A 21537-nucleotide genomic window follows, 5' to 3' on the forward strand; every position below is an offset into this window, starting at 1 on the left:
GGAACGTATTCACCGTGGCATGCTGATCCACGATTACTAGCGATTCCAACTTCATGGGCTCGAGTTGCAGAGCCCAATCCGAACTGAGACGGCTTTTTGAGATTTGCGAAGGGTCACCCCTTAGCTTCCCATTGTCACCGCCATTGTAGCACGTGTGTAGCCCAGCCCGTAAGGGCCATGAGGACTTGACGTCATCCCCACCTTCCTCGCGGCTTATCACCGGCAGTCTCCTTAGAGTGCTCAACTAAATGGTAGCAACTAAGGACGGGGGTTGCGCTCGTTGCGGGACTTAACCCAACATCTCACGACACGAGCTGACGACAGCCATGCAGCACCTGTGCTCCAGGCTCCGAAGAGAAGGTCACGTCTCTGCGACCGGTCCTGGACATGTCAAGGGCTGGTAAGGTTCTGCGCGTTGCGTCGAATTAAACCACATGCTCCACCGCTTGTGCGGGCCCCCGTCAATTCCTTTGAGTTTTAATCTTGCGACCGTACTCCCCAGGCGGAATGCTTAAAGCGTTAGCTGCGCCACTAGTGAGTAAACCCACTAACGGCTGGCATTCATCGTTTACGGCGTGGACTACCAGGGTATCTAATCCTGTTTGCTCCCCACGCTTTCGTGCCTCAGCGTCAGTATCGGGCCAGTGAGCCGCCTTCGCCACTGGTGTTCTTGCGAATATCTACGAATTTCACCTCTACACTCGCAGTTCCACTCACCTCTCCCGAACTCAAGACTTCCAGTATCAAAGGCAGTTCTGGAGTTGAGCTCCAGGCTTTCACCTCTGACTTAGAAACCCGCCTACGCACCCTTTACGCCCAGTGATTCCGAGCAACGCTAGCCCCCTTCGTATTACCGCGGCTGCTGGCACGAAGTTAGCCGGGGCTTATTCTTGCGGTACCGTCATTATCTTCCCGCACAAAAGAGCTTTACAACCCTAGGGCCTTCATCACTCACGCGGCATGGCTGGATCAGGGTTGCCCCCATTGTCCAATATTCCCCACTGCTGCCTCCCGTAGGAGTTTGGGCCGTGTCTCAGTCCCAATGTGGCTGATCATCCTCTCAGACCAGCTACTGATCGTCGCCTTGGTGAGCCATTACCTCACCAACTAGCTAATCAGACGCGGGCCGATCTTTCGGCGATAAATCTTTCCCCGTAAGGGCTTATCCGGTATTAGCACAAGTTTCCCTGTGTTGTTCCGAACCAAAAGGTACGTTCCCACGCGTTACTCACCCGTCTGCCACTGACGTATTGCTACGCCCGTTCGACTTGCATGTGTTAAGCCTGCCGCCAGCGTTCGCTCTGAGCCAGGATCAAACTCTCAAGTTGGACTTGAACTTTGAACCGGCTGATCACAACGTTTGACGAGGTCCCACCATCGTCCTCGATCCGAAAATCAAGAACTCGTCGCCGCGCTTCACAGCGCTGACGAACATGGTGTTCCTTTAAAACGTGTACCGCCGAAGTCTTTCGTCCGGCCCCAACCCCAAGAAAGCCGAAGCCCCCTCAAAATCGAGACCCGCAAGGACTTCGCCGTCCACGTTTCTCTTTCTTCATCTTCACTTGTCAAACAGCCCGAGATCCGAAGACCTCAACGAAGCCCGAGGCCACGAAAGCCTTCAGGACCTCAACTCCTACACTTAAGAGGAGCAAGAAACTCCCGAACCGACGGCGATTGGCAACCGACAACGATCGGCTGCTGATGCACTCATCGAACTCGATGAAGTTCCAGAGGCGCGAAAACTCGCTGGAGCCCGTGGGGCTCAGCGGCGCCGCGCTCAGTGGCCGTCTTATAGGCCCACCCCTCGGGAGCTGTCAACGGCTTCGTCAGAAAAATGTCGTGCAACCGGATGGTTTTCATTTTCTGTAGTTTTCCCAATGCTTTCTCAGGCCGGGCGCCGTACTCAGGCCACATTCCGGAGGCGTTCTCCCCAAGCTGACCGAAAAGAAGTTCGGCTCTCCATGCCGGTCGACCGGCGCTCGGGCCTACTTCGGCCGCCTCGGGCAAGGCCGTTCGGTTCCGAACTTGCGGAATGCGGCATCGGCCGCTTCTGATTGATGCGAATGTCGGCGCTGGAGATCTGGCCGCCGGCCGTCAGCGTCTAAAGCGTGTGGCCGCTGGCGTACGCCTTCCGGGGCGGACAAGCCGCCGGCAATCAGGTAGAAGGCTCCGGTCCGCGTGACGGAACGGGGACGTTGATCGGCCAATGGCCTGATCGTTCAGACTAGCCGACCGGCCGCTTGCGCGGCCGATTGCGAAATCGGGGGACGACGGATTGAGCCAAAGGGTGTCACGCGGGCGCAGCACCGGGCGCGAGGTCGGCTATATCGACCTTGGTCACGAGCCGCCGCTTTCCGTCGACGGCTCCGAGGCCGCGGTCATCGACCGCCGACGCGTTTCGGTGCAATGGTTCAGCGGTACGATCCTGACTGGCCTGTGTGGAGCGGCGCTGATCGGCGGCGCGGTGTTCGCCTCGCTCGACGGCGAGACCACTTTCGCAAAGGCACCCGAACTGGTGCAGGCCGCGCTGCGCGGCGCCTTCGGGGCCGACAAGACCGCCGCCCTGCACAAGAGCGACCGGCTGCCGCCACCGAGTGAAGCCGCGCTGGCGCGTAGCGTGATCAGGGTCTCCACCGTTTCGCGCATTGGCCACCGCGACGTCGTCCGCGTTCGCCCCTTCGTCAAGATTTCCGGCAACCTGTCGCTGACCACCAGCGATCTGTCCGCCAAGATTCCCGCCTTCAATGCCCAGCGCATGTTGAGCGACGTCGGCGCTCCGGCGCAAAGCGCCGAAGACGCGCAGAATCCAGACGCTGTCGAACCCGACGCCGAAGTCTCCTTCGTGACCCGCGATCTCGGCACGGTGTTGCCGCGGGCCAAGATCGCCGGGCAGATCGCGCCCGATGAGATCCTGATGCGGGTTCGGGACGCCGCCAATTGGAAGGGCAACAGCGGCGTGCGCTACGCCAGCGCCGCTGCCGGTGATTTCGGCGGCGACGTCAAACTGGCTTATGCGCCGGAAGGGCCCTCGGCCGATCCCTACGCCGGCTTCGAAACGCGAATCGTGCCGGAAAACGTCACGCTGCTGCCGAAGACCAAGGAGCAGGTCACCGGCGGCAACCCGACCGGCGAGCGGACCCACATCGTCAAGAAGGGCGACAGCGTCGTATCGGTGCTGCGCGACCAGGGGGCCGCCGAGGAAGATGCCCGTGCGGTCGCAGCCGCGCTCGGTGCGCGCGGCCGCGACGGCGGCCTGAAAGAAGGCCAGAAGCTGCGCATCCTGATGGAATCGTCGGGCCCCGGCAAACCGCAGCAGCCGTTCCGGGTGATCGTCGCGGGCGATTCGACGGTCGAAGCCGTGGCGGCGCTTTCCGATCTCGGCCGCTACGTCGCGGTCGACGTGCAGAGCCTCAACACCGTCAGCGACACCGCCGACAACAGCGAGGACGACGAGGACGACGGCAGCGGCGTCCGGCTCTATCAGTCGATCTACGAGACAGCGCTCCGCAACAAGGTGCCGCAGACCGTGATCGACGACATGATCCGGATCTACTCCTACGATGTCGACTTCCAGCGCCGCGTGCAGGCCGGCGATTCGTTCGAAGTGTTCTACGCCGGAGACGACGAAACCACCGCGACGATCGAAAAAAACGACGTGCTGTTCGCAGCCCTCACGGTCGGCGGCGAGACCAAGAAATACTATCGCTTCCAGACTCCGGACGACGCCGCGGTCGACTTCTACGACGAGACCGGCAAGAGCGCGAAGAAGTTCCTGGTGCGCAAGCCGGTCAACAACGCCATCATGCGCTCCGGCTTCGGCGGACGCCGCCATCCGATCCTCGGCTACGTCAAGATGCACACCGGCGTCGACTGGTCGACGCCCTACGGAACGCCGATCTTCGCCTCGGGTAACGGCGTGATCGAGAAGGCAGCCTGGGAAGGCGGCTACGGCAAATACATCCGCATCAAACACGCCAACGGCTACGAGACCGCCTACGGCCACATGTCGGCTTTCGCCAAAGGCATGGAGCCCGGCAAGCGCGTCCGTCAGGGTCAGGTGATCGGCTTCGTCGGTTCGACCGGGCTGTCGACCGGCGCCCACGTCCACTACGAGATTCTGGTCAACGGCCGCTTCGTCGACCCGATGCGCGTCCGCCTGCCGCGCGGCCGCTCGCTCGACGGCCAGATGCTGGCCGCATTTGAAAAAGAGCGCGACCGGCTCGACGCAATGATGACGGGCCGCGGCGGCGGACGTCTCGCCGAAGACCTCACCGCGTCGGCCCCGGTGCGAACCTCGTCGACGTCGCAGGCGCGACGCTGATCCGCGCTTAGTGTTATACTAAGGCCTCTCTGCTCGCACGCATTCCGCGGCGAGGAATCTGCTGCAGCGCGGCTTCGATTCCATTTGCCAACCTCCGCCCCCCGCCGAATACTCTCGCCATAACAACGAGAATATCTCGGAGGGAATGCAATGAAGGGCAAACTTGCGCTCGGCGCGAGTGCGTTGACGATCGGCCTGCTGACGCTGTCCGGCGCACATGCCGACGGCTATCAGGTCACCAGACTGGTCCAGGGCTCGGCGTTTCATGGCGTGCACGGCCTTGCGGTCGACAAGGCCGGCAAGCTGTTCGCCGGCAGCGTCGCCGGCGCGGCGCTGTACGAGGTCGATCGCACCGCAGGTACCGCCAAGATCGCGGTGCCGACGCCGGAAGGCATGGCCGACGACATCGCGATCGCGCCGGACGGCACGATGGCGTGGACCGCGTTCCTCACCGGCGATCTCTATGCGCGCAAGGGCGACGGCCCGATCAGGAAGCTCGCCTCCGGCCTGCCCGGCATCAACTCGCTCGCGTTCCGCAAGGACGGGCGGCTGTACGCCACCCAGGTGTTTCTCGGCGACGCGCTGTACGAGATCGATGTCGAGGGTGCCAAGCCGCCACGCAAGATCATGGAGAAGATGGGCGGCCTGAACGGCTTCGAGTTCGGGCCCGACGACAAGCTGTACGGCCCGCTGTGGTTCAAGGGTCAGATCGTCAGGGTCGACGTCGACAAGGGCGAGCTCAGCGTCCTCGCCGACGGCTTCAAGGTGCCGGCAGCCGCGAACTTCGACTCCAAGGGCAATCTGTGGGCGCTCGATACGGCGCTGGGTCAGCTCGTCAAAATCGATCCGAAGACCGGCGCCAAGCAGGTGGCGGCCCAGCTCAAACCGTCGCTCGACAACCTCGCGATCGACGCTGACGACCGCATCTTCGTCTCCAACATGGCCGACAACGGCATCCAGGAAGTCGATCCCGCCACCGGGACGGCCAAGCAAGTGATCATCGGCAAGCTTGCGTTCCCCGGCGGCATCGGCGTCGTTTCCGACGGCGGCAAGGACACCATCTATGTCGCCGACGTGTTCGCCTATCGCACCGTCGACGGCGCCAGCGGCGAGGTGCGCGAAGTGGCGCGGATGCACGCCGACGGCACCACGCTCGAATATCCGATGAGCGCCACCGCCAAGGGCGACGAGGTGATCCTGTCGAGCTGGTTCACCGGCACGGTGCAGACGATCGACCGCAAGACCGGCCAGAGCCGCGACATGCTGCACGGCTTCAAGGCGCCGTACGACGCGATCCGGCTCGGCGATGGCAGGCTGCTGGTCGCCGAACTCGGTACCAAGTCGCTGATCGAAGTCTCGGGCGAGCACGGCAAGGACCGCAAGGCGATCGCGTCCGATCTTGCTGGCCCTGTCGGCCTGGTGCTCGGCAAAGACAGCGCGGTGTATGTCAGCGAAGCGCTCGCCGGACAGATCAGCAAGATCGATCCGGCGACCGGCGCTAAGACCGTCGTCGCCAAGGACCTGAAAATGCCCGAAGGCATCGCGCTGGCGCCATCCGGCAAACTGATCGTCGCCGAAGTCGGCGCCAAGCGCGTGGTCGAAGTCGATCCGGCCAGCGGCAGCGTCACCGAAATCGCCGGCAATCTGCCGATCGGTCTCGTCGGCGCGCCCGGCCTGCCGCCGACCAACATGCCGACCGGCGTCGGTGTCGGCGCCGGCGGCACGATCTACGTGTCGTCCGATATCGAGAACGCGATCTACAAGATCGAGAAGAAGTAAGCCAAAACGCGACGTGCTCCGCAGCGATCCCTGCGGAGCACGTCGTCAACCTCTTATCCTGTCATTGCGAGGAGCGAAGCGTCGAAGCAATCCAGGCTCGGTACACGGAGCCTCTGGATTGCTTCGCTGCGCTCGCAATGACGACGCGCGTCAGTTCAGCATCCGCTTCGGCGGCCGTCCCGTGAACGGCTCGATGTCCGCGCTGGGCGGCGGCTTGCCGTTGAAGGTCAGCACGCCGCCTTCGGCTGAGATCGCGACGTGGTCGCCGTCCTTGACCGAGCCTTCCAGGATCATCTCGGCGAGCGGGTCCTGGACGCTGCGCTGGATCACCCGCTTCAAGGGGCGGGCGCCGTAAGCCGGATCCCAGCCCTTTTCGGCCAGCCAGTCGCGGGCCGCAGCGTCGAGATCGAGCACGATCTTGCGGTCCTCGAGCAGCTTGGTGAGCCGCGCGAACTGGATGTCGACGATCCGGCCCATCTCGCTCTTCTGCAAGCGGTGGAACAGGATGATCTCGTCGACGCGGTTGAGGAATTCGGGGCGGAAGTGCGCCCGCACCATTCCCATCACCTGCTCGCGCACCGCGCCAGTGTCCTCGCCCTCGGGCTGATTGACCAGATACTCGGAGCCGAGGTTGGAGGTCATCACGATCAGCGTGTTGCGGAAGTCCACGGTGCGGCCTTGTCCATCAGTGAGACGGCCGTCATCGAGCACCTGCAGCAGCACGTTGAACACGTCCGGATGCGCCTTCTCGATCTCGTCGAACAGGATCACCTGATACGGCCGGCGCCGCACCGCTTCGGTCAGCACGCCGCCTTCGTCATAGCCGACATAGCCGGGAGGTGCGCCGATCAGCCGGGCCACCGAGTGCTTCTCCATGAATTCCGACATGTCGATGCGGACCATCGCTGTCTCGTCGTCGAACAGATATTCGGCGAGCGCTTTGGTCAGCTCGGTCTTGCCGACGCCGGTCGGCCCTAAGAACATGAACGAGCCCATCGGCCGGTTCGGGTCCTGCAGGCCGGCGCGGGCGCGGCGGACCGCGGTCGAGACCGCGTGCACGGCCTCGAACTGCCCGACCACACGCTGGCCGAGCTGCTCTTCCATCCGCAGCAGCTTTTCCTTCTCGCCTTCGAGCATCTTGTCGACCGGCACGCCGGTCCAACGCGACACCACCTGCGCGATGTGGTCGGCGGTGACCGCCTCCTCCACCATCTCGCCGGCGTTCTCGTGGGCTTCGATGTCCGCGAGCTTCTTTTCCAGCTCGGGAATCCGGCCATAGGCCAGTTCGCCGGCGCGCTGATATTCACCGCGACGCTGCGCATTGGCGAGTTCGATCCGCAGGCCGTCGAGTTCGCTCTTCAGCTTCTGGGCACCCGCGAGCTTGTTCTTCTCCGCGCTCCAACGCTGAGTGAGCACCGCCGACTTCTCCTCGAGCTCGGCGAGCTCCTTCTCCAGCGCCACCAGGCGGGTCTTGGAGCCGACGTCGCTCTCCTTCTTCAGCGCCTCCTGCTCGATCTTCAGCCGCACGATCTCGCGGTCCATCGAATCCAGCTCTTCCGGCTTGGAGTCGACCTGCATCTTCAGCCGCGCCGCGGCCTCGTCCATCAGGTCGATCGCCTTGTCGGGCAGGAAGCGGTCGGTGATGTAGCGGTTCGACAGCGTCGCCGAGGCGACGATCGCCGAGTCGGCGATGCGCACGCCGTGGTGCTGCTCGTATTTGTCCTTCAGCCCGCGCAGGATCGAGATGGTGTCCTCGACCGTCGGCTCGTTGACGAACACCGGCTGGAAGCGCCGCGCCAAAGCGGCGTCCTTCTCGACGTGCTTGCGATACTCATCGAGCGTGGTCGCGCCGATGCAATGCAGCTCGCCGCGGGCGAGCGCGGGCTTCAGCAGGTTCGACGCGTCCATCGCGCCGTCGGCCTTGCCGGCGCCGACCAGGGTGTGCATCTCGTCGATGAACAGGATGATGCCGCCCTCGGCCGCGGTGACCTCGTTGAGCACGGCCTTCAGCCGCTCCTCGAACTCGCCGCGATACTTCGCACCCGCGATCAGCGCGCCCATGTCGAGCGCCAGCAGCTTCTTGTCCTTCAGGCTCTCCGGCACGTCGCCGTTGAGGATGCGCAGCGCCAGCCCCTCGACGATCGCGGTTTTGCCGACACCGGGTTCGCCGATCAGCACCGGGTTGTTCTTGGTGCGCCGTGACAGCACCTGGATGGTGCGGCGGATCTCCTCGTCGCGGCCGATCACCGGGTCGAGCTTGCCGTCGCGCGCCGCCTGGGTCAGGTCGCGGGCGTATTTCTTCAGCGCGTCATAGGCGTTCTCGGCCGTCGCCGAATCCGCGGTGCGGCCCTTGCGCAGGGCGTTGATGGCGGCGTTGAGGTTCTGCGGGGTGACGCCGCCCTTGGCGAGCAGCTTGCCGGCCTCGCTGTCCTTGTCCAGCGACAGCGCCAGCAGCAGCCGTTCGACGGTGACGAAGCTGTCGCCCGCCTTCTCGGCCGCCTTCTCGGCAGCGTCGAACGCCCGCGCGGTGGCCGGATCGAGATAGACTTGGCCGGCGCCCGAGCCGGACACCTTCGGCATTTTGCCGAGTGCGTCTTCGGTCGCCTTCAGGATCGCGCGCGAATTGCCACCGGCGCGGTCGATCAGACCGCCCGCGAGCCCTTCGGAATCGTCGAGCAGAACTTTGAGAATATGCAGCGGCGAGAACTGCTGATGCCCCTCGCGGACAGCAAGCGACTGCGCCGACTGGATAAAGCCGCGCACACGTTCGGTGTATTTTTCTACGTTCATTGTTTTGGTCCCTCAGCCTGTCCCCGGCGCCTTCAAGAAGCACGCGCGTCGACATCTTCATTGGGGTTCCGCCGGCCGCGCTGACATTCCTCAGCCGGGGGCGGTCGTCACCGTGCGGACCGCGACGGCTTGACGGAAATGTGGGCATCTGTTCCGGCAAACGAAAGACCCCGGCTCACATTTTCGTGGGCTGCCGAAGCCATCGCGATCCCCTAAACACCTGCCATGACAGACCTTGCGCTCGCCTCCGTCGCCTCGATCTACCGCTATCCGGTCAAGGGCTTGTCGCCCGAGCCGTTACCCACCGTGGCTCTGGATGTCGGCCAGACCTTGCCCGGCGACCGGACATTCGCCATCGAGAACGGGCCGATCGGATTCGACCCGGCCAATCCCCGCTACTTCCCGAAGATCCGGTTCCTGATGCTGATGCGCAACGAGCGGCTTGCCGCCTTGCGCAGCCGCTACGACGCCGCGACCGGCGAGCTCAGCATCACACGCGACGGTACCGAGGTCGTTCGCGGCGACCTACAGACCGATGCCGGCCGCGCCGCGATCGAGCAGTTCTTCGCCGGCTATTGCGCCGACGAGCTACGCGGCCCGCCGAAGCTGCTGGCCGGCCAAGGCCACAGCTTCTCGGACGTCGCCCGCAAGGTGGTGTCGATCATCAACCTGTCGAGCGTCACGGCGCTGGAAGCCATGATCGGCCGCCCGGTCGATCCGCTGCGCTTTCGCGGCAATCTATATGTCGAGGGCTGGCCCGCTTGGCACGAATTCGACCTGATGGACCAGACGCTGCTGATCGGCAGCGCCCGGCTCAGGATCGTCAAACGCATCGTCCGCTGCGCCGCCACCAATGTCGACCCGCAGACCGCCGCCCGCGACATGGCGATCCCCGAGACCCTGCAGCAGAACCTCGGCCACGCCGACTGCGGGGTCTACGCCGAAGTGATCGAAGCCGGCTCCATCGCCCAAGGCGATGCGGTGCAGATCGAGCAGGCGGAGCTGTTCGCGTAACACTGCCCGCGCAAAGCGTGAGTGACCGCACGTCGGCCTTGAGGGAAGCGCCTCGCCTCAGCTCGACGGCATCACATAGGCGTAGATCCGGCTCTTCGAATACACCGCCTCCGCAACACGACGGCCGTGATTGCCGGAGACTACGATCGGGTTGCCGTTCGCATCGATGCCGCTGACCACGCCGACGTGGCCGCCACGCTTGCCGCGCGACATCACCGCGATCGCGCCGACCTGCGGACCGGAGATGCGCTGGCCGTAGCGCGCGAACGAGCTGGCCATGTCCGATCCGGTGCCCTGATGGCCGGTGCGCTCCAGCACCATGTTCATGAAGCGCGCGCACCACAGTGCGCGCCGGCCGGTCGGATTGCCGCTGCCGATGTAGCTCCGCGCTGCGGCCACCAGGCTCGACCCCGCACCGCCGCCGGTCCACGACTGCGATTGGAAGTCCTGCTGCTGGGCGGCGAGGCGCTGACGCCGACTGGAGCGCTTCTGCGTCGCGGGCTGCAGCTGCGGCTGCGCCATCGCGGCCGAGACATCCATGGCCGGATCGTTAGCGGGGAAACCGAAAGCCGACGGCGCGACCTCCGCCTGCTGCTGCGCAATGCGGCCGTGACGGCGCCAAGCGTGCGAGCGGCGATGATGGTGCGCGTGACGAGACGCGGTGTGATGCGAATATTTGGACGCGTGAGCGTGATGACGATGCAGCGGCTTGGCCGATGCGGGAGCGGTGATCAACGCGAGCGCCACGAACGACAGGGCGGCAGCGACGAAGCGGAACAATCCAAACGCAGAAAACACAACCATACAGACTCTCTCTCCCGGAACTCCTCGAGACGCGCCGGCCCGCACGGGCCGACATCGGGGTCGACGCGTTAATCGATCGGGGATGGCGAGAGGATGGCTTTGAGATAGCGAGAGTCGGATTTTAGGGGAAATTTCGAGGAAATTTCATGATACGCAACATTTTTACACGCATCGCGTGCGGCGAACTGATCACCGCACGTATTAACGACTTATTAACTAGGACTAAGGTGCTACGTAGTCGGCGGCCTGCAGCGGGGGTTTTTTCTGCGCGCGGCTGAGCAAAAACACCCCCTGCTCACCGAACATATTCCAGAACCACCACGGCGCGTTCAGCCGCAGCGGCCGACCGTAACGGTCGAGCGCCACCGCACGCTCCATCTTGACGCCTATCTCGTCGCACAGCCCGACGAAATCCTTGATGGTGCAGAAGTGAATGTTCGGCGTGTCGTACCAGGTGGCCGGCAGGTTCTCGGTCCGCGGCATCTGACCGTGGATCAAGAGTTGCAGCCGCATGTTGATGTAGCCGAAGTTCGGAAACGACACGATGGCGCGTCGTCCGATCCGGAGCAAATTCTCCAGCACCTCTTTCGGCTGCCGCGTCGCCTGCAACGTCTGCGACAGGATCACGTAGTCGAACGCATCGTCGACGTAGTGATCGAGGTCGGTGTCGGCGTCGCCCTGCACCACGGCGAGACCGCGCGAAACACAACGGTTGACGCCCTCGCGCGACAGCTCGATGCCGCGGCAATCGACGCCGCGGGATTCGAGGAGCTGCATCAGGTCGCCTTCGCCGCAGCCGACGTCGAGCACCTTCGAGCCGGTCTCCACCATGTCGGCAACCAGCAGATGGTCGGCGCGATGCACGCGCAGTTGCGGGCGCGCGTGATCTTCCAGCGGCAAGCCTTCCTGCACCGACATGGTCAGTGCTCCCCCTTGCCGAGGCCGCGCGCAGTGCCCGCCGATTGCAGGAAAGCGCGCGCGATATCGATGAACTCCGGCTCGTCGAGCAGGAATGCATCGTGGCCCTTGTCGGTCACGATCTCGGCGAACGAGACCCGTGCGCCGCCGGCGTTCAGCGCATGGACGATGGCACGCGACTCCGAGGTCGGGAATAGCCAGTCGGAGGTGAACGACACCACGCAGAACCGCGTCTGGGTGCCGCGGAATGCAGCGGCCAGCACACCGTCATGATCGGCAGCGATATCGAAGTAATCCATCGCGCGGGTCAGATACAGATAGGAGTTGGCGTCGAACCGCTCGACGAACGACGAGCCTTGATAGCGCAAGTAACTCTCGACCTGGAAGTCGGCATCGAACGAAAACGTCGGCAGGTCGCGATCCTGCATCTTGCGGCCGAACTTGCGATGCAGCGCCGCGTCCGACAGGTAGGTGATGTGCGCGGCCATCCGCGCCACCGCGAGTCCGCGATGCGGGAAACATCCGTGCTCGAAATAGCGACCGTGCTGCCAATCCGGATCGGCCATCACCGCCTGGCGGCCGAGCTCGTGGAAGGCGATGTTCTGTGCCGAGTGCCGGGTCGCGCAAGCGATCGCCAGCGCCGAGAACACTCGCTCGGGGAACGCCACCGACCATTGCAGCACCTGCATGCCGCCCATCGAGCCGCCGACAACGCAGAACAGTTTGTCGATGCCGAGCCGGTCGATCAGCATCGCCTGAGCGCGGACCATGTCGGGAATGGTGATGACCGGGAAATCAAGGCCCCAGGCCTTGCCGGTGGCGGGGTTGGTAGAGGCGGGACCGGTCGAGCCCATGCAGCCGCCGATCACGTTGGAGCAGATCACGAAATAGCGGTCGGTATCGATCGGCTTGCCGGGGCCGACCAGGGTCAGCCAACCGCCGGGTTTGCCGGTAATCGGATGCACGTTGGCGATGTGCTGATCCATCGTCAGGGCGTGGCAGACCAGGATGGCGTTGCTCTTGTCGGCGTTCAGCGTCCCGTAGGTCTGGTAGGCGATCTGGAACGGGCTGAGCTCGATGCCGCAGTCAAGCGGCAGCGGCTGGTCGGCCCCGAACTGCGCGATGAGCGAATGCGGGTGGTCGACCTCCTGGGTCCGCTCGCCGGCGGCGATCTTCTGCCCCTTCACCGAATGGATATTCATCATACGCCTGCCAACGGCCTCGACATCCCGGGACACCCCGGTTCGACCTCAGATAAGAACGGCAGGGCGAATAAAAAACCCGGCCTGAACATTGGTTCGGCCGGGATCGGAACTGTCCCCGGCCTGTTTAGCGAGTTGTTTAACGTGGCTGCAAGCCGGCCGGCTCAAATGACCACGGGACCGCGTGGACTGTAGTCATGAAGGGCCGGGCCGTCAATATTTGGGATAGCGCGTGCGCCGAGCGCGGCGCACCTCTCCCGCCTGCGGGAGAGGTCGGATCGCGCAGCGATCCGGGTGAGGGCACTCCGCTCCGCGAGTCGCGGGCTCATTGCCTGTGGCGCCCTCACCCCAGCCCTCTCCCGCAGGCGGGAGAGGGAGCCTGCTGCGGTTCGCGGTCGCGCCTGCCCCAAATCCAAATTCCTTTGCGTTCAATCGTCTGGTTTCCTAAGCAGAAGGTCGTATCGCGTCTCGCCTGAAGGTTCTCAAAGCAATGACCCAGCCACCCTCGCCGCCGTCGCTCGCCGAGCTGCGCCAGGAGATCGACAGCATCGACGAGCAGGTGCACCGGCTGTTGATGCAGCGCGGCGACATCATCGACCGGCTGATCGCGGTGAAGCAGACCCAGGAGGTCGGCTCGGCGTTCCGCCCGGCGCGCGAGGCCGACATGATGCGGCGCCTGGTGCAGCGGCATCACGGCATCCTGCCGCTCGACACCGTCGAGAGCATCTGGCGGGTCATCATCGCCACTTTTACCTATGTGCAGGCGCCGTTCTCGGTGCACGCCGACCAGTCGCTCGGCGAAAGCGCGATGCGGGACTCCGCCCGTTTCCATTTCGGCTTCACGGTGCCCTACGTCGCGCATTTCTCGGCCTCGGCCGCGGTCGAAGCGGTGGCGAAGTCCAAGGGCGATCTGGCGCTGGTGTCGGCGACCTCGGGCAACAATCCGTGGTGGCTGGCGCTGGAAGCCGACGGCGCGCCGAAGATCATCGCCCGCCTGCCCTTCATCGAGCGCGCCGACCACCCGGCCGCGCTGCCGGTCTTCGTGGTGTCGCGGGTCGCCGACAGCGCCATGGTGACCGAGGTCGAGACCTGGAGCATCCGGGTCTCGGGCTGGAACGCCGATACCGCCCGGGCGCTGTCGCCGCTGGCCGACGTCGTCGCGGTGCCGGATACCGCTTTTGACGGCGCCGCGCTGCTGGTGTCGATCCCGGCACCCGGCGGCCTCGATCAGATCAAGGCTGCCCTGATCGCAGCGGGGGCCTCGGTCCGTTCGTCGGGCCTCGTCGGCAGCCACGCAAGGCGCTATACGGTGCCCCCGAGCGGCAAGTCCGCGTAATTACCGGCCCTCAGCCGCCCGACGATTTTCTCCGGAGTTGACGATGTCCCGTCCCGTGCCGAATCCCGGCATCCTCGATATTGCGCCCTACACCCCTGGCAAAAGCCCGGTGGCCGAACCCGGCCGCAAGGTGTTCAAGCTCTCGGCCAACGAAACCCCGTTCGGCCCGTCGCCGCACGCGATCGCGGCCTACAAGAGCGCGGCGGATCATCTCGAGGACTATCCGGAAGGCACCTCGCGGATCCTGCGCGAGGCGATCGGCAAAGCCTACGGTCTCGATCCCGACCGCATCATCTGCGGCGCCGGCTCGGACGAAATCCTCAACCTGCTGGCGCACACCTATCTGGCGCCAAGCGACGAGGCGATCTCGAGCCAGCACGGCTTCCTAGTGTACCCGATCGCCACACTGGCGAACGGCGCCAAGAACGTGGTGGCGCCCGAGAAGAACCTGACCACCGACGTCGACGCCATGCTGGCGGCGGTGACGCCGAACACCAAGCTGGTGTGGCTCGCCAACCCGAACAATCCGACCGGCACCTACATCCCGTTCGACGAGGTGAAGCGCCTCCGTGCGGGTCTGCCCAGCCATGTCGTGCTGGTGCTGGATGCCGCTTACGCCGACTACGTGATGAAGAACGACTACGAGCTCGGCATCGAGCTGGTGTCGACTACGGAGAACACCGTGCTGACCCACACCTTTTCCAAGGTGCACGGGCTGGCCGCGCTGCGGATCGGCTGGATGTTCGGCCCGGCCAACATCGTCGACGCGGTCAACCGCATCCGCGGGCCGTTCAACGTCTCGGTGCCGGCGCAGCTCGCCGCGGTCGCGGCGATCCAGGACACCGGCCATGTCGAGCGTTCGCGCGCCCACACCGACAAATGGCGCAATCAGCTCGCCGAAGAACTGCCGAAGCTCGGCCTCACCGTTACGCCGAGCGTGTGCAACTTCGTGCTGATCCACTTCCCGACAACCAAGGGCAAGACCGCGGCGGACGCCGACGCGTTCCTGACCAAGCGTGGCCTGGTGCTGCGCGCGCTCAACAATTACGGCCTGCCGCATGCGCTGCGCATGACCATCGGCACCGACGAAGCCAACGCGCTGGTGCTGGAAAACTTGCGCGAGTTCATGGGCCAGCCATGAATTCTGCGCCGATGTTTCGCAAAGTCGCGCTGATCGGCTTCGGCCTGATCGGTGGCTCGATCGCGCGCGGCGCGAAGTCGCTCGGCCTCGCCGCCGAGATCGTCACCACCGCGCGCTCGGCCGAGACCCGGGCGCGGGTGCGCGAACTCGGCATCGTCGACCGGGTGGTCGAAAGCAACGCTGAAGCCGCCGAGGGTGCCGATCTCGTCATTCTGTGCATTCCGGTCGGCGCCTGCGGCGATGTCGCCCAGGAGATCGCGCCGCATCTGCAGCACGGCGCGATCGTCTCCGACGTCGGCTCGGTCAAGGGCGCAGTGGTCAGGGCGATGGCGCCGCATCTGCCGGAGGACATTCACTTCGTTCCGGCGCATCCGGTCGCCGGCACCGAGAATTCCGGCCCGGATTCCGGCTTCGCCGAGCTGTTCATCAATCGATGGTGCATTCTGACGCCGCCCGAAGGCACCAATGCCGAGGCGACCGAGAAGCTCGCCGCGTTCTGGCGCGCGCTCGGCGCCAATGTTGAGATCATGACGCCCGAGCACCACGATCTGGTGCTGGCGGTGACCAGCCATCTGCCGCATCTGATCGCCTACACCATCGTGTCGACCGCGGAAGAACTCGAAGGCGTGACGCAGTCGGAAGTGCTGAAATTCTCCGCCGGCGGTTTTCGCGATTTCACCCGCATCGCCGCGTCCGATCCGACGATGTGGCGCGACGTGTTCCTGACCAACAAGGACGCGGTGCTGGAGATGCTCGGCGAATTCCAGGAAGACCTGTCGAAACTGACCCGCGCCATCCGCCGCGGCGACGGCGACGCGCTGTTCGAGCACTTCACCCGCACCCGCGCGATCCGCCGCGGCATCGTCCAGATCGGCCAGGACGAAGCGGCGCCGGACTTCGGACGACGGCACAAGCAGCTCGGCAAGGCGGCGGAGTAAGCCGGCAACCGCCGTCCCCTGTCTCACGTGCCTCCCCCCCGCGCAGGCGGAGGGGACCAAGTATCGCAGAGCGCCTGCGGCGAGCTGCACATGATGCAACGCACGCTCTGGACTACGAGCTGCACTCAAGCGGCAGCCGGGTCTCTCCGGCTCACAACCACTTCTTCCACTTGAAGAACATGTACGGCCCGATCGCGGCGCAGAGCATCATCAACAGGGCCATCGGGTAGCCGTGCTCCCAGTTGAGCTCGGGCATGATCCGGAAGTTCATGCCGTAGACCGACGCGATCAGGGTCGGGGGCATCAGAACGACGGCCATCACCGAGAACAGCTTGATGATGTTGTTCTGCTCGAGATTGACGACACCCAGCATCGCATCGAGCGTGAAGGTGATCTTGTTCGACAGGTAGCTGGCGTGGTCGGTCAGCGACAGCACGTCGCGCTGCATGGTCTTGAGCTGGGTGCGCATCTCCTTCGGCCGTTTGATGCCGTCGCCCTCTACCGACAGGAACGCCACCACCCGGCCGATCGAGACCAGGCTTTCACGGACCTTCGACACCAGGTCGCCCTTGCGGCCGATTGCAATCAGGATGTCGGAATAGCGCTTGGGGTGGCCGGTGCGGGCTGCTCCTTCCGGCTCGAAGATGTCGCGGCTGACATCGTCGACGTCGGCGCCGGCGCGCTCCAGGATGTCGGCGCAGCGGTCGATCACCGCATCGAGCAGTTCCATCAGCACGCTCTCGCCGCTGGCGCCCGACCCCGGCGCCCGCGCCAGCCGGCTCTCCACCACCGCAAACGGCCGCGGTTCGTCGTAGCGCACCGTGACCAGCCGGCGGCCGGCCAGAATGAATGTCACCGGCGACAGCCGCGGCGAGGTGGTATCGGCGCCGCACATCAAGCTGGCGGTCATGTAGCGGGCGCCGTTCTCGATATAGAGACGACTGGAGATCTCGATCTCCTGCATGTCTTCCCGGGTCGGCACCTCGACCCGCGCCAACCGCTCCACCGCCTTGTCCTCGTCCGGCGTCGGCCGATCGAGATCGACCCACACCGTCGCCTCCGGAAGCGCCACCAGATCCTCGGCGGTGGCGCGCTTCAGGGTGGCATCGGCGGGGACGAAGAATGCAAGCATGGGCGCTCCAGGCAGGGTGACGACAGAAGGAGAGGTGGCGAGGCGCGGATCACAGCCCGCCGGCAGGAAGGGAACTCGGAGACGGCGCGAGCTCCCATGCATTTTGTGGCCATGGCGTGGCAGCGACATGACAATGTCGCACCTGGCGCCACAACCGTTGCCCGAAAATTAACCGGGCGTCGGATTCTATGCGGCAGAAATGCAACATCGCCGGCATCTCGTTACGAACCACTCGCCGTAGTGCTGGCAAACCGGACGGTTTGCGAGATACTAACAGCAAGAATCGTTGATTTTTGCGATGCCTCCCGGCGTGCCGACGTGCGCCAGATCGTGATTGGAATTCAGAATGGCGTTGAACGGAACCAAGCTGGGACTGCTGGCCCTCGCCGGCCTGCTGCTGTCGGGTTGCATGCAGACCACCTACCAGGCCGCCCCGGAAGCCAACCTCAAACCTAACGACAAGGCCCAACTCGCCAAGGCGCGCTACGCCAAGGTGTCGGTGCCGGAGCCGTTTCGCCGCGCGATCGTGGATTATCATCGCAAGGAAGCCCCCGGCACCATCGTGGTCGATTCGGACAACCACTTTCTGTACTACGTGCTCGATAACGGCAAGGCGATCCGCTACGGCGTGACCGTCGGCGAAGAGGCGCTGGCGTTCTCCGGCATCGCCCGGGTCGGCAACATGGCCGAATGGCCGAAGTGGACTCCGACCGCGGACATCCACAAGCGGATCGAAGGCCTGCCGGCCTCGGTGCCCGGCGGCATCGACAATCCGCTCGGCGCCCGTGCGCTGTATCTGTACCAGGGCAACAAGGACACCCTGTTCCGGATTCACGGCACCAACCAGCCTGAATATATCGGCGCCTCGATCTCCTCGGGCTGCATCCGCATGACCAACGAGGACGTCATCGACCTGTACAACCGGGCCAAGATGGGCACCATCGTGGTGGTTCTGGAGCCGAAGCACGGCGACTCGCCGTTCAATTCCAAGATGGCCCTGCAGGGCAGCAGCGGCGGCACCGCCACGCAATAACCGCGACGCGGCTCATCGCGCCAGAGTTTCGAAAAGCGCCGGTTCGCCGGCGCTTTTTTATTGCGCAGAGATCTGGTGTTGGCGCCCGTGTCGGTGCTGCGCGTTGATCCGCGGCCGAGCTGGGCAGCGCATCGGGCACCGAGAGCTCCCTCTCCCCGCTCTTTCGCGGGGAGAGGGTTGGGGTGAGGGGCGGACGCAAGCACAAAGGCTCGGCGTTGCGGACGCGCCCCCTCACCCGACCGGCTTCGCTTCGCTCACCGACCTGACCTCTCCCCGCGCGTGGGGAGAGGTCAGGTCGGTGGTTGCGCCGGCTTGCTGCGAGCCGGCGGCTTTGCGGCCGGCGAATTCGAGGGTGTGAGATCGATCGGTTTGTTGGCGGCCGGCCTCGCTGCGGCGGCCTTGGGCTTGGCGCGTTTGGCCGGCTTCGGCGGCGGAGGCGGAGCGGGCTCGGCCTGCTCCGTTTCGGCCGCCTCGGCCGGGGCCGGCTCGACGGCCTCGGGCCGGAGCGGCGCCGCCTGCTGCGGCGCGCGGTCGTCGTCGGCTGCGACCTGGCGCGGCGGCGCCTCGGCCGGGCGCGGCAGCGGCATCGCCAGGGCGATCGTCGGCAGCCCCTCGTACAGCTCCCATTGGCACATCCGGTAGCCGCCGCGCCGCTCGGCGAGATCGAGGTGGATGTGGCCCTCGTGATAGCCGTCCGAGCCCGGGCCGAGCACGGTGGTGAAGCGCGCGCACACCGACTGCATCACGGTCTCGCGCACCTGCCGCGGCGCCTCGCGGTCGGTCAGCGAGATCATCCGGCCGTCGGCGAGCTTGAAGCCGCGCAAGTCGATCGCGTTGGCGCGGCCGTGCTCGCTGAGCTTGGCGCCGCGCACGCGATTGCGGCCGCGGCACTCATAGGCGTCGAAATTGTCCAGGGCAGCGGCCCGGCTGCCGAGCGAGGCGGCGAGCGGCGCAATGTCGGCCCGCACCCAGTCGGCGAGCGCCCGCGCCATGCCGCAGCGAACGGTCGCGGCCGGCGACACCGCAACACGCCCGCCGTCCGGCAGTACCACCGCTTCGAGCCGCACCAGATCGGTGCCGCCGCAGGCTCCCGGCCCGGTGATGTCCGGAATGCTCGGCGCGATCGCGATCGCTTCGGTCAGCGCCACCCGGCACGCCGATGGCGACTTGGGCGCGGGCGCTTCAGCCGCAGCGGCGGGTGCAGCTTCCGGCGATGCGGCATCCGGCGCGGACTCGTCGTCGGCCGGTGCCGTTCCGCGCTCGACCGGCGCCGGCGCCGCAGCAGGACGCGGCTTCGGCAGCGGTACGATGTCCCGCGCCGCGGCGGACGCCGCCCCGCCTACAACCAGCGCGATCAGCATCGTCCAAAATGGCGCTTTGCCGCGGAGCGCCTGAAAACAAGACCGTTTTCCGCAAAGCGGGTAAGCGCTAAAGTCGGCACCAATCCCAAGGGGATAACGAACAGGAGGAAATTTCGAATGCTTGGACTGATGCAAGACTGGCCTTTGCTGTGTCATCGGATCATCGAGCACGCGGCCCGGATCCACGGCAACCAGGAGGTGGTGACGCGCTCGGTCGAGGGACCGATCGTCCGCACCACCTATGCGCAGATCCATCAACGGGCGCTGAAAGTGAGCCAGATGCTGGACCGCGCCGGCATCAAGCTCGGCGACCGCGTCGCGACGATCGCCTGGAACACCGCCCGGCATCTGGAATGCTGGTACGGTATTATGGGAATCGGCGCGATTTGCCATACGGTCAATCCGCGGCTTTTTCCGGACCAGATCGCCTGGATCGTCAATCACGCCCAGGACCGGGTGATGATCACCGACCTGACCTTCGTGCCGATCCTGGAGAAGATCGCCGACCAGATCCCGAGCGTCGAGCGCTTCATCGTGCTCACCGACAAGGAGCACATGCCGCAGACCACGCTGAAGAACGCGGTCGCGTATGAGGAGTGGCTGAAGGAAGCCGACGGCGACTTCGAATGGAAGACCTTCGACGAGAACACCGCGGCGGCGATGTGCTACACCTCGGGCACCACCGGCGATCCGAAGGGCGTGCTGTATTCGCACCGCTCCAACGTGCTGCACGCGCTGATGGCCAACAACCCGGACGCGCTCGGCACCCGCGCCGCCGACACCATGCTCCCCGTCGTGCCGCTGTTCCACGCCAATAGCTGGGGCATCGCGTTCTCGGCGCCGTCGATGGGCACCAAGCTGGTGATGCCCGGCGCCAAGCTCGACGGCGCGTCCGTCTATGAGCTGCTGTCGACCGAGAAGGTCACGCACACTGCCGGCGTGCCGACCGTGTGGCTGATGCTGCTGCAATACATGCAGAAGGAAAAGCTGACGCTGCCGCATCTGAAGATGGTGGTGTGCGGCGGCTCGGCGATGCCGCGCTCGATGATCAAGGCGTTCGTCGACATGGGCGCCGAGGCGCGCCACGCCTGGGGCATGACCGAGATGAGCCCGCTCGGCACGCTCGCCACACTGAAACCGCCGTTCGACCAGACCACCGGCGACGCCCGGCTCGACGTGCTGGCGACGCAAGGCTATCCGCCGTTCGGGGTCGAGATGAAGATCACCGACGACGCCGGCAAGGACGTCGCCTGGGACGGCAAGACCTTCGGCCGGCTGAAAGTATCGGGCCCGGCGATCGCCAAGAAGTACTACCGGGTCGACAGCGAGATCCTCGACGATGCCGGCTTCTTCGACACCGGCGACGTCGCCACCATCGACCAGGACGGCTACATGCGGATCACCGACCGCTCCAAGGACGTGATCAAGTCCGGCGGCGAGTGGATCTCCTCGATCGACCTGGAAAATCTGGCGGTCGGCCATCCCAAGGTGGCGGAAGCCGCGGTGATCGGCGTGTATCACCCGAAATGGGATGAGCGCCCGCTTCTGATCTGCCAGCTCAAGCCCGACGTCACCTGCACCCGGGACGAGATCCTGCAGTACATGGACGGCAAGATCGCCAAATGGTGGATGCCCGACGACATCGTATTCGTCGAAGCGATCCCCCACACCGCGACCGGCAAGATCCTGAAGACCGCGCTGCGCGATCAGTTCAAGACCTACACGCTGCCGGGCGCGGCGGCGTAGTCACCTTGCTGACCTCTCCCCG

At 65.0% G+C, this 21537-nt stretch carries 14 protein-coding genes, 1 rRNA gene and 1 riboswitch (1 of these 16 running past the window's edge); of the genes, 8 read left to right on the forward strand and 7 right to left on the reverse strand.

The features are described 5' to 3' along the window. Positions 1-1328, reverse strand: a 16S ribosomal RNA gene (locus FLL57_RS17430) (it extends 161 nt beyond the left edge of the window). A gap of 947 nt (positions 1329-2275) precedes the next feature. On the opposite strand from FLL57_RS17430, the gene FLL57_RS17435 reads away from it, so the two are divergent. Together FLL57_RS17435 and FLL57_RS17440 are read left to right on the forward strand one after the other, a co-directional pair. Next, positions 2276-4321, forward strand: a complete 2046-nt coding sequence (locus FLL57_RS17435; protein WP_041807536.1) for a M23 family metallopeptidase — start codon at positions 2276-2278, stop codon at positions 4319-4321. Positions 4322-4471: 150 nt separating this feature from the next. Then, entirely contained in the window at positions 4472-6100 is a 1629-nt protein-coding gene (locus tag FLL57_RS17440) for a Vgb family protein (RefSeq protein ID WP_142883536.1), read from the forward strand. 150 nt (positions 6101-6250) lie between these two features. On the opposite strand, the gene clpB is transcribed toward FLL57_RS17440, so the two are convergent. Next, positions 6251-8890, reverse strand: a complete 2640-nt coding sequence (clpB, locus tag FLL57_RS17445; protein WP_142883537.1) for an ATP-dependent chaperone ClpB — start codon at positions 8888-8890, stop codon at positions 6251-6253. Between the two features lie 225 nt (positions 8891-9115). Here clpB and FLL57_RS17450 point away from each other — a divergent pair, with 225 nt between their 5' ends. Further along, positions 9116-9904, forward strand: coding sequence for an MOSC domain-containing protein (locus tag FLL57_RS17450; RefSeq protein ID WP_047308183.1), 789 nt, complete (start codon positions 9116-9118; stop codon positions 9902-9904). 57 nt (positions 9905-9961) lie between these two features. Here FLL57_RS17450 and FLL57_RS17455 read toward each other — a convergent pair whose 3' ends face one another. The 3 genes from FLL57_RS17455 to metX all read right to left on the reverse strand — a co-directional run bounded on the left by FLL57_RS17455 (position 9962) and on the right by metX (position 12831). Then, on the reverse strand, positions 9962-10708 hold the full coding sequence (locus FLL57_RS17455; protein ID WP_013504298.1) for a TIGR02594 family protein: 747 nt from the start codon (positions 10706-10708) through the stop codon (positions 9962-9964). Between the two features lie 222 nt (positions 10709-10930). Beyond that, entirely contained in the window at positions 10931-11626 is a 696-nt protein-coding gene (gene metW, locus FLL57_RS17460; protein WP_013504299.1) for a methionine biosynthesis protein MetW, read from the reverse strand. 2 nt (positions 11627-11628) lie between these two features. Continuing rightward, on the reverse strand, positions 11629-12831 hold the full coding sequence (gene metX / locus FLL57_RS17465) for a homoserine O-acetyltransferase MetX (RefSeq protein ID WP_142883538.1): 1203 nt from the start codon (positions 12829-12831) through the stop codon (positions 11629-11631). A gap of 103 nt (positions 12832-12934) precedes the next feature. Next, positions 12935-13014: riboswitch (SAM riboswitch) on the reverse strand. 304 nt (positions 13015-13318) lie between these two features. Between metX and FLL57_RS17470 the strand changes: the two genes are divergently transcribed. From FLL57_RS17470 to FLL57_RS17480, 3 genes are read left to right on the forward strand one after another with little or no spacing between them, the layout of a single operon-like run. After that, entirely contained in the window at positions 13319-14164 is an 846-nt protein-coding gene (locus FLL57_RS17470) for a chorismate mutase (protein WP_142883539.1), read from the forward strand. A gap of 43 nt (positions 14165-14207) precedes the next feature. Continuing rightward, a complete protein-coding gene (gene hisC / locus FLL57_RS17475; protein ID WP_142883540.1) occupies positions 14208-15305 on the forward strand; it encodes a histidinol-phosphate transaminase in 1098 nt (365 codons plus the stop codon). Continuing rightward, positions 15302-16243: a prephenate/arogenate dehydrogenase family protein gene (locus FLL57_RS17480; protein WP_142883541.1), complete on the forward strand. Its 942-nt coding sequence runs from the start codon at positions 15302-15304 to the stop codon at positions 16241-16243. The genes hisC and FLL57_RS17480 overlap by 4 nt, the downstream gene beginning before the upstream one ends. Positions 16244-16394: 151 nt before the next feature. Here the strand turns inward: FLL57_RS17480 and FLL57_RS17485 are convergent, their stop codons facing one another. Beyond that, the gene (locus tag FLL57_RS17485) at positions 16395-17375 is read right to left on the reverse strand and encodes a magnesium transporter CorA family protein (RefSeq protein WP_047308932.1); all 981 of its coding nucleotides are present in this window, start codon (positions 17373-17375) and stop codon (positions 16395-16397) included. Positions 17376-17721: 346 nt separating this feature from the next. Between FLL57_RS17485 and FLL57_RS17490 the strand changes: the two genes are divergently transcribed. Then, positions 17722-18408, forward strand: a complete 687-nt coding sequence (locus FLL57_RS17490) for a L,D-transpeptidase (RefSeq protein WP_013504305.1) — start codon at positions 17722-17724, stop codon at positions 18406-18408. A gap of 290 nt (positions 18409-18698) precedes the next feature. On the opposite strand, the gene FLL57_RS17495 is transcribed toward FLL57_RS17490, so the two are convergent. Next, positions 18699-19769 (reverse strand): extensin family protein, encoded by a 1071-nt coding sequence (locus tag FLL57_RS17495; protein WP_142883542.1) that lies wholly within the window; start codon positions 19767-19769, stop codon positions 18699-18701. Positions 19770-19886: 117 nt separating this feature from the next. Between FLL57_RS17495 and FLL57_RS17500 the strand changes: the two genes are divergently transcribed. Then, positions 19887-21515, forward strand: a complete 1629-nt coding sequence (locus FLL57_RS17500; RefSeq protein WP_142883543.1) for a fatty-acid--CoA ligase — start codon at positions 19887-19889, stop codon at positions 21513-21515. Positions 21516-21537 lie beyond the last annotated feature (22 nt).

Source organism: Rhodopseudomonas palustris (assembly GCF_007005445.1).
GTDB classification, from domain to species: domain Bacteria; phylum Pseudomonadota; class Alphaproteobacteria; order Rhizobiales; family Xanthobacteraceae; genus Rhodopseudomonas; species Rhodopseudomonas palustris_G.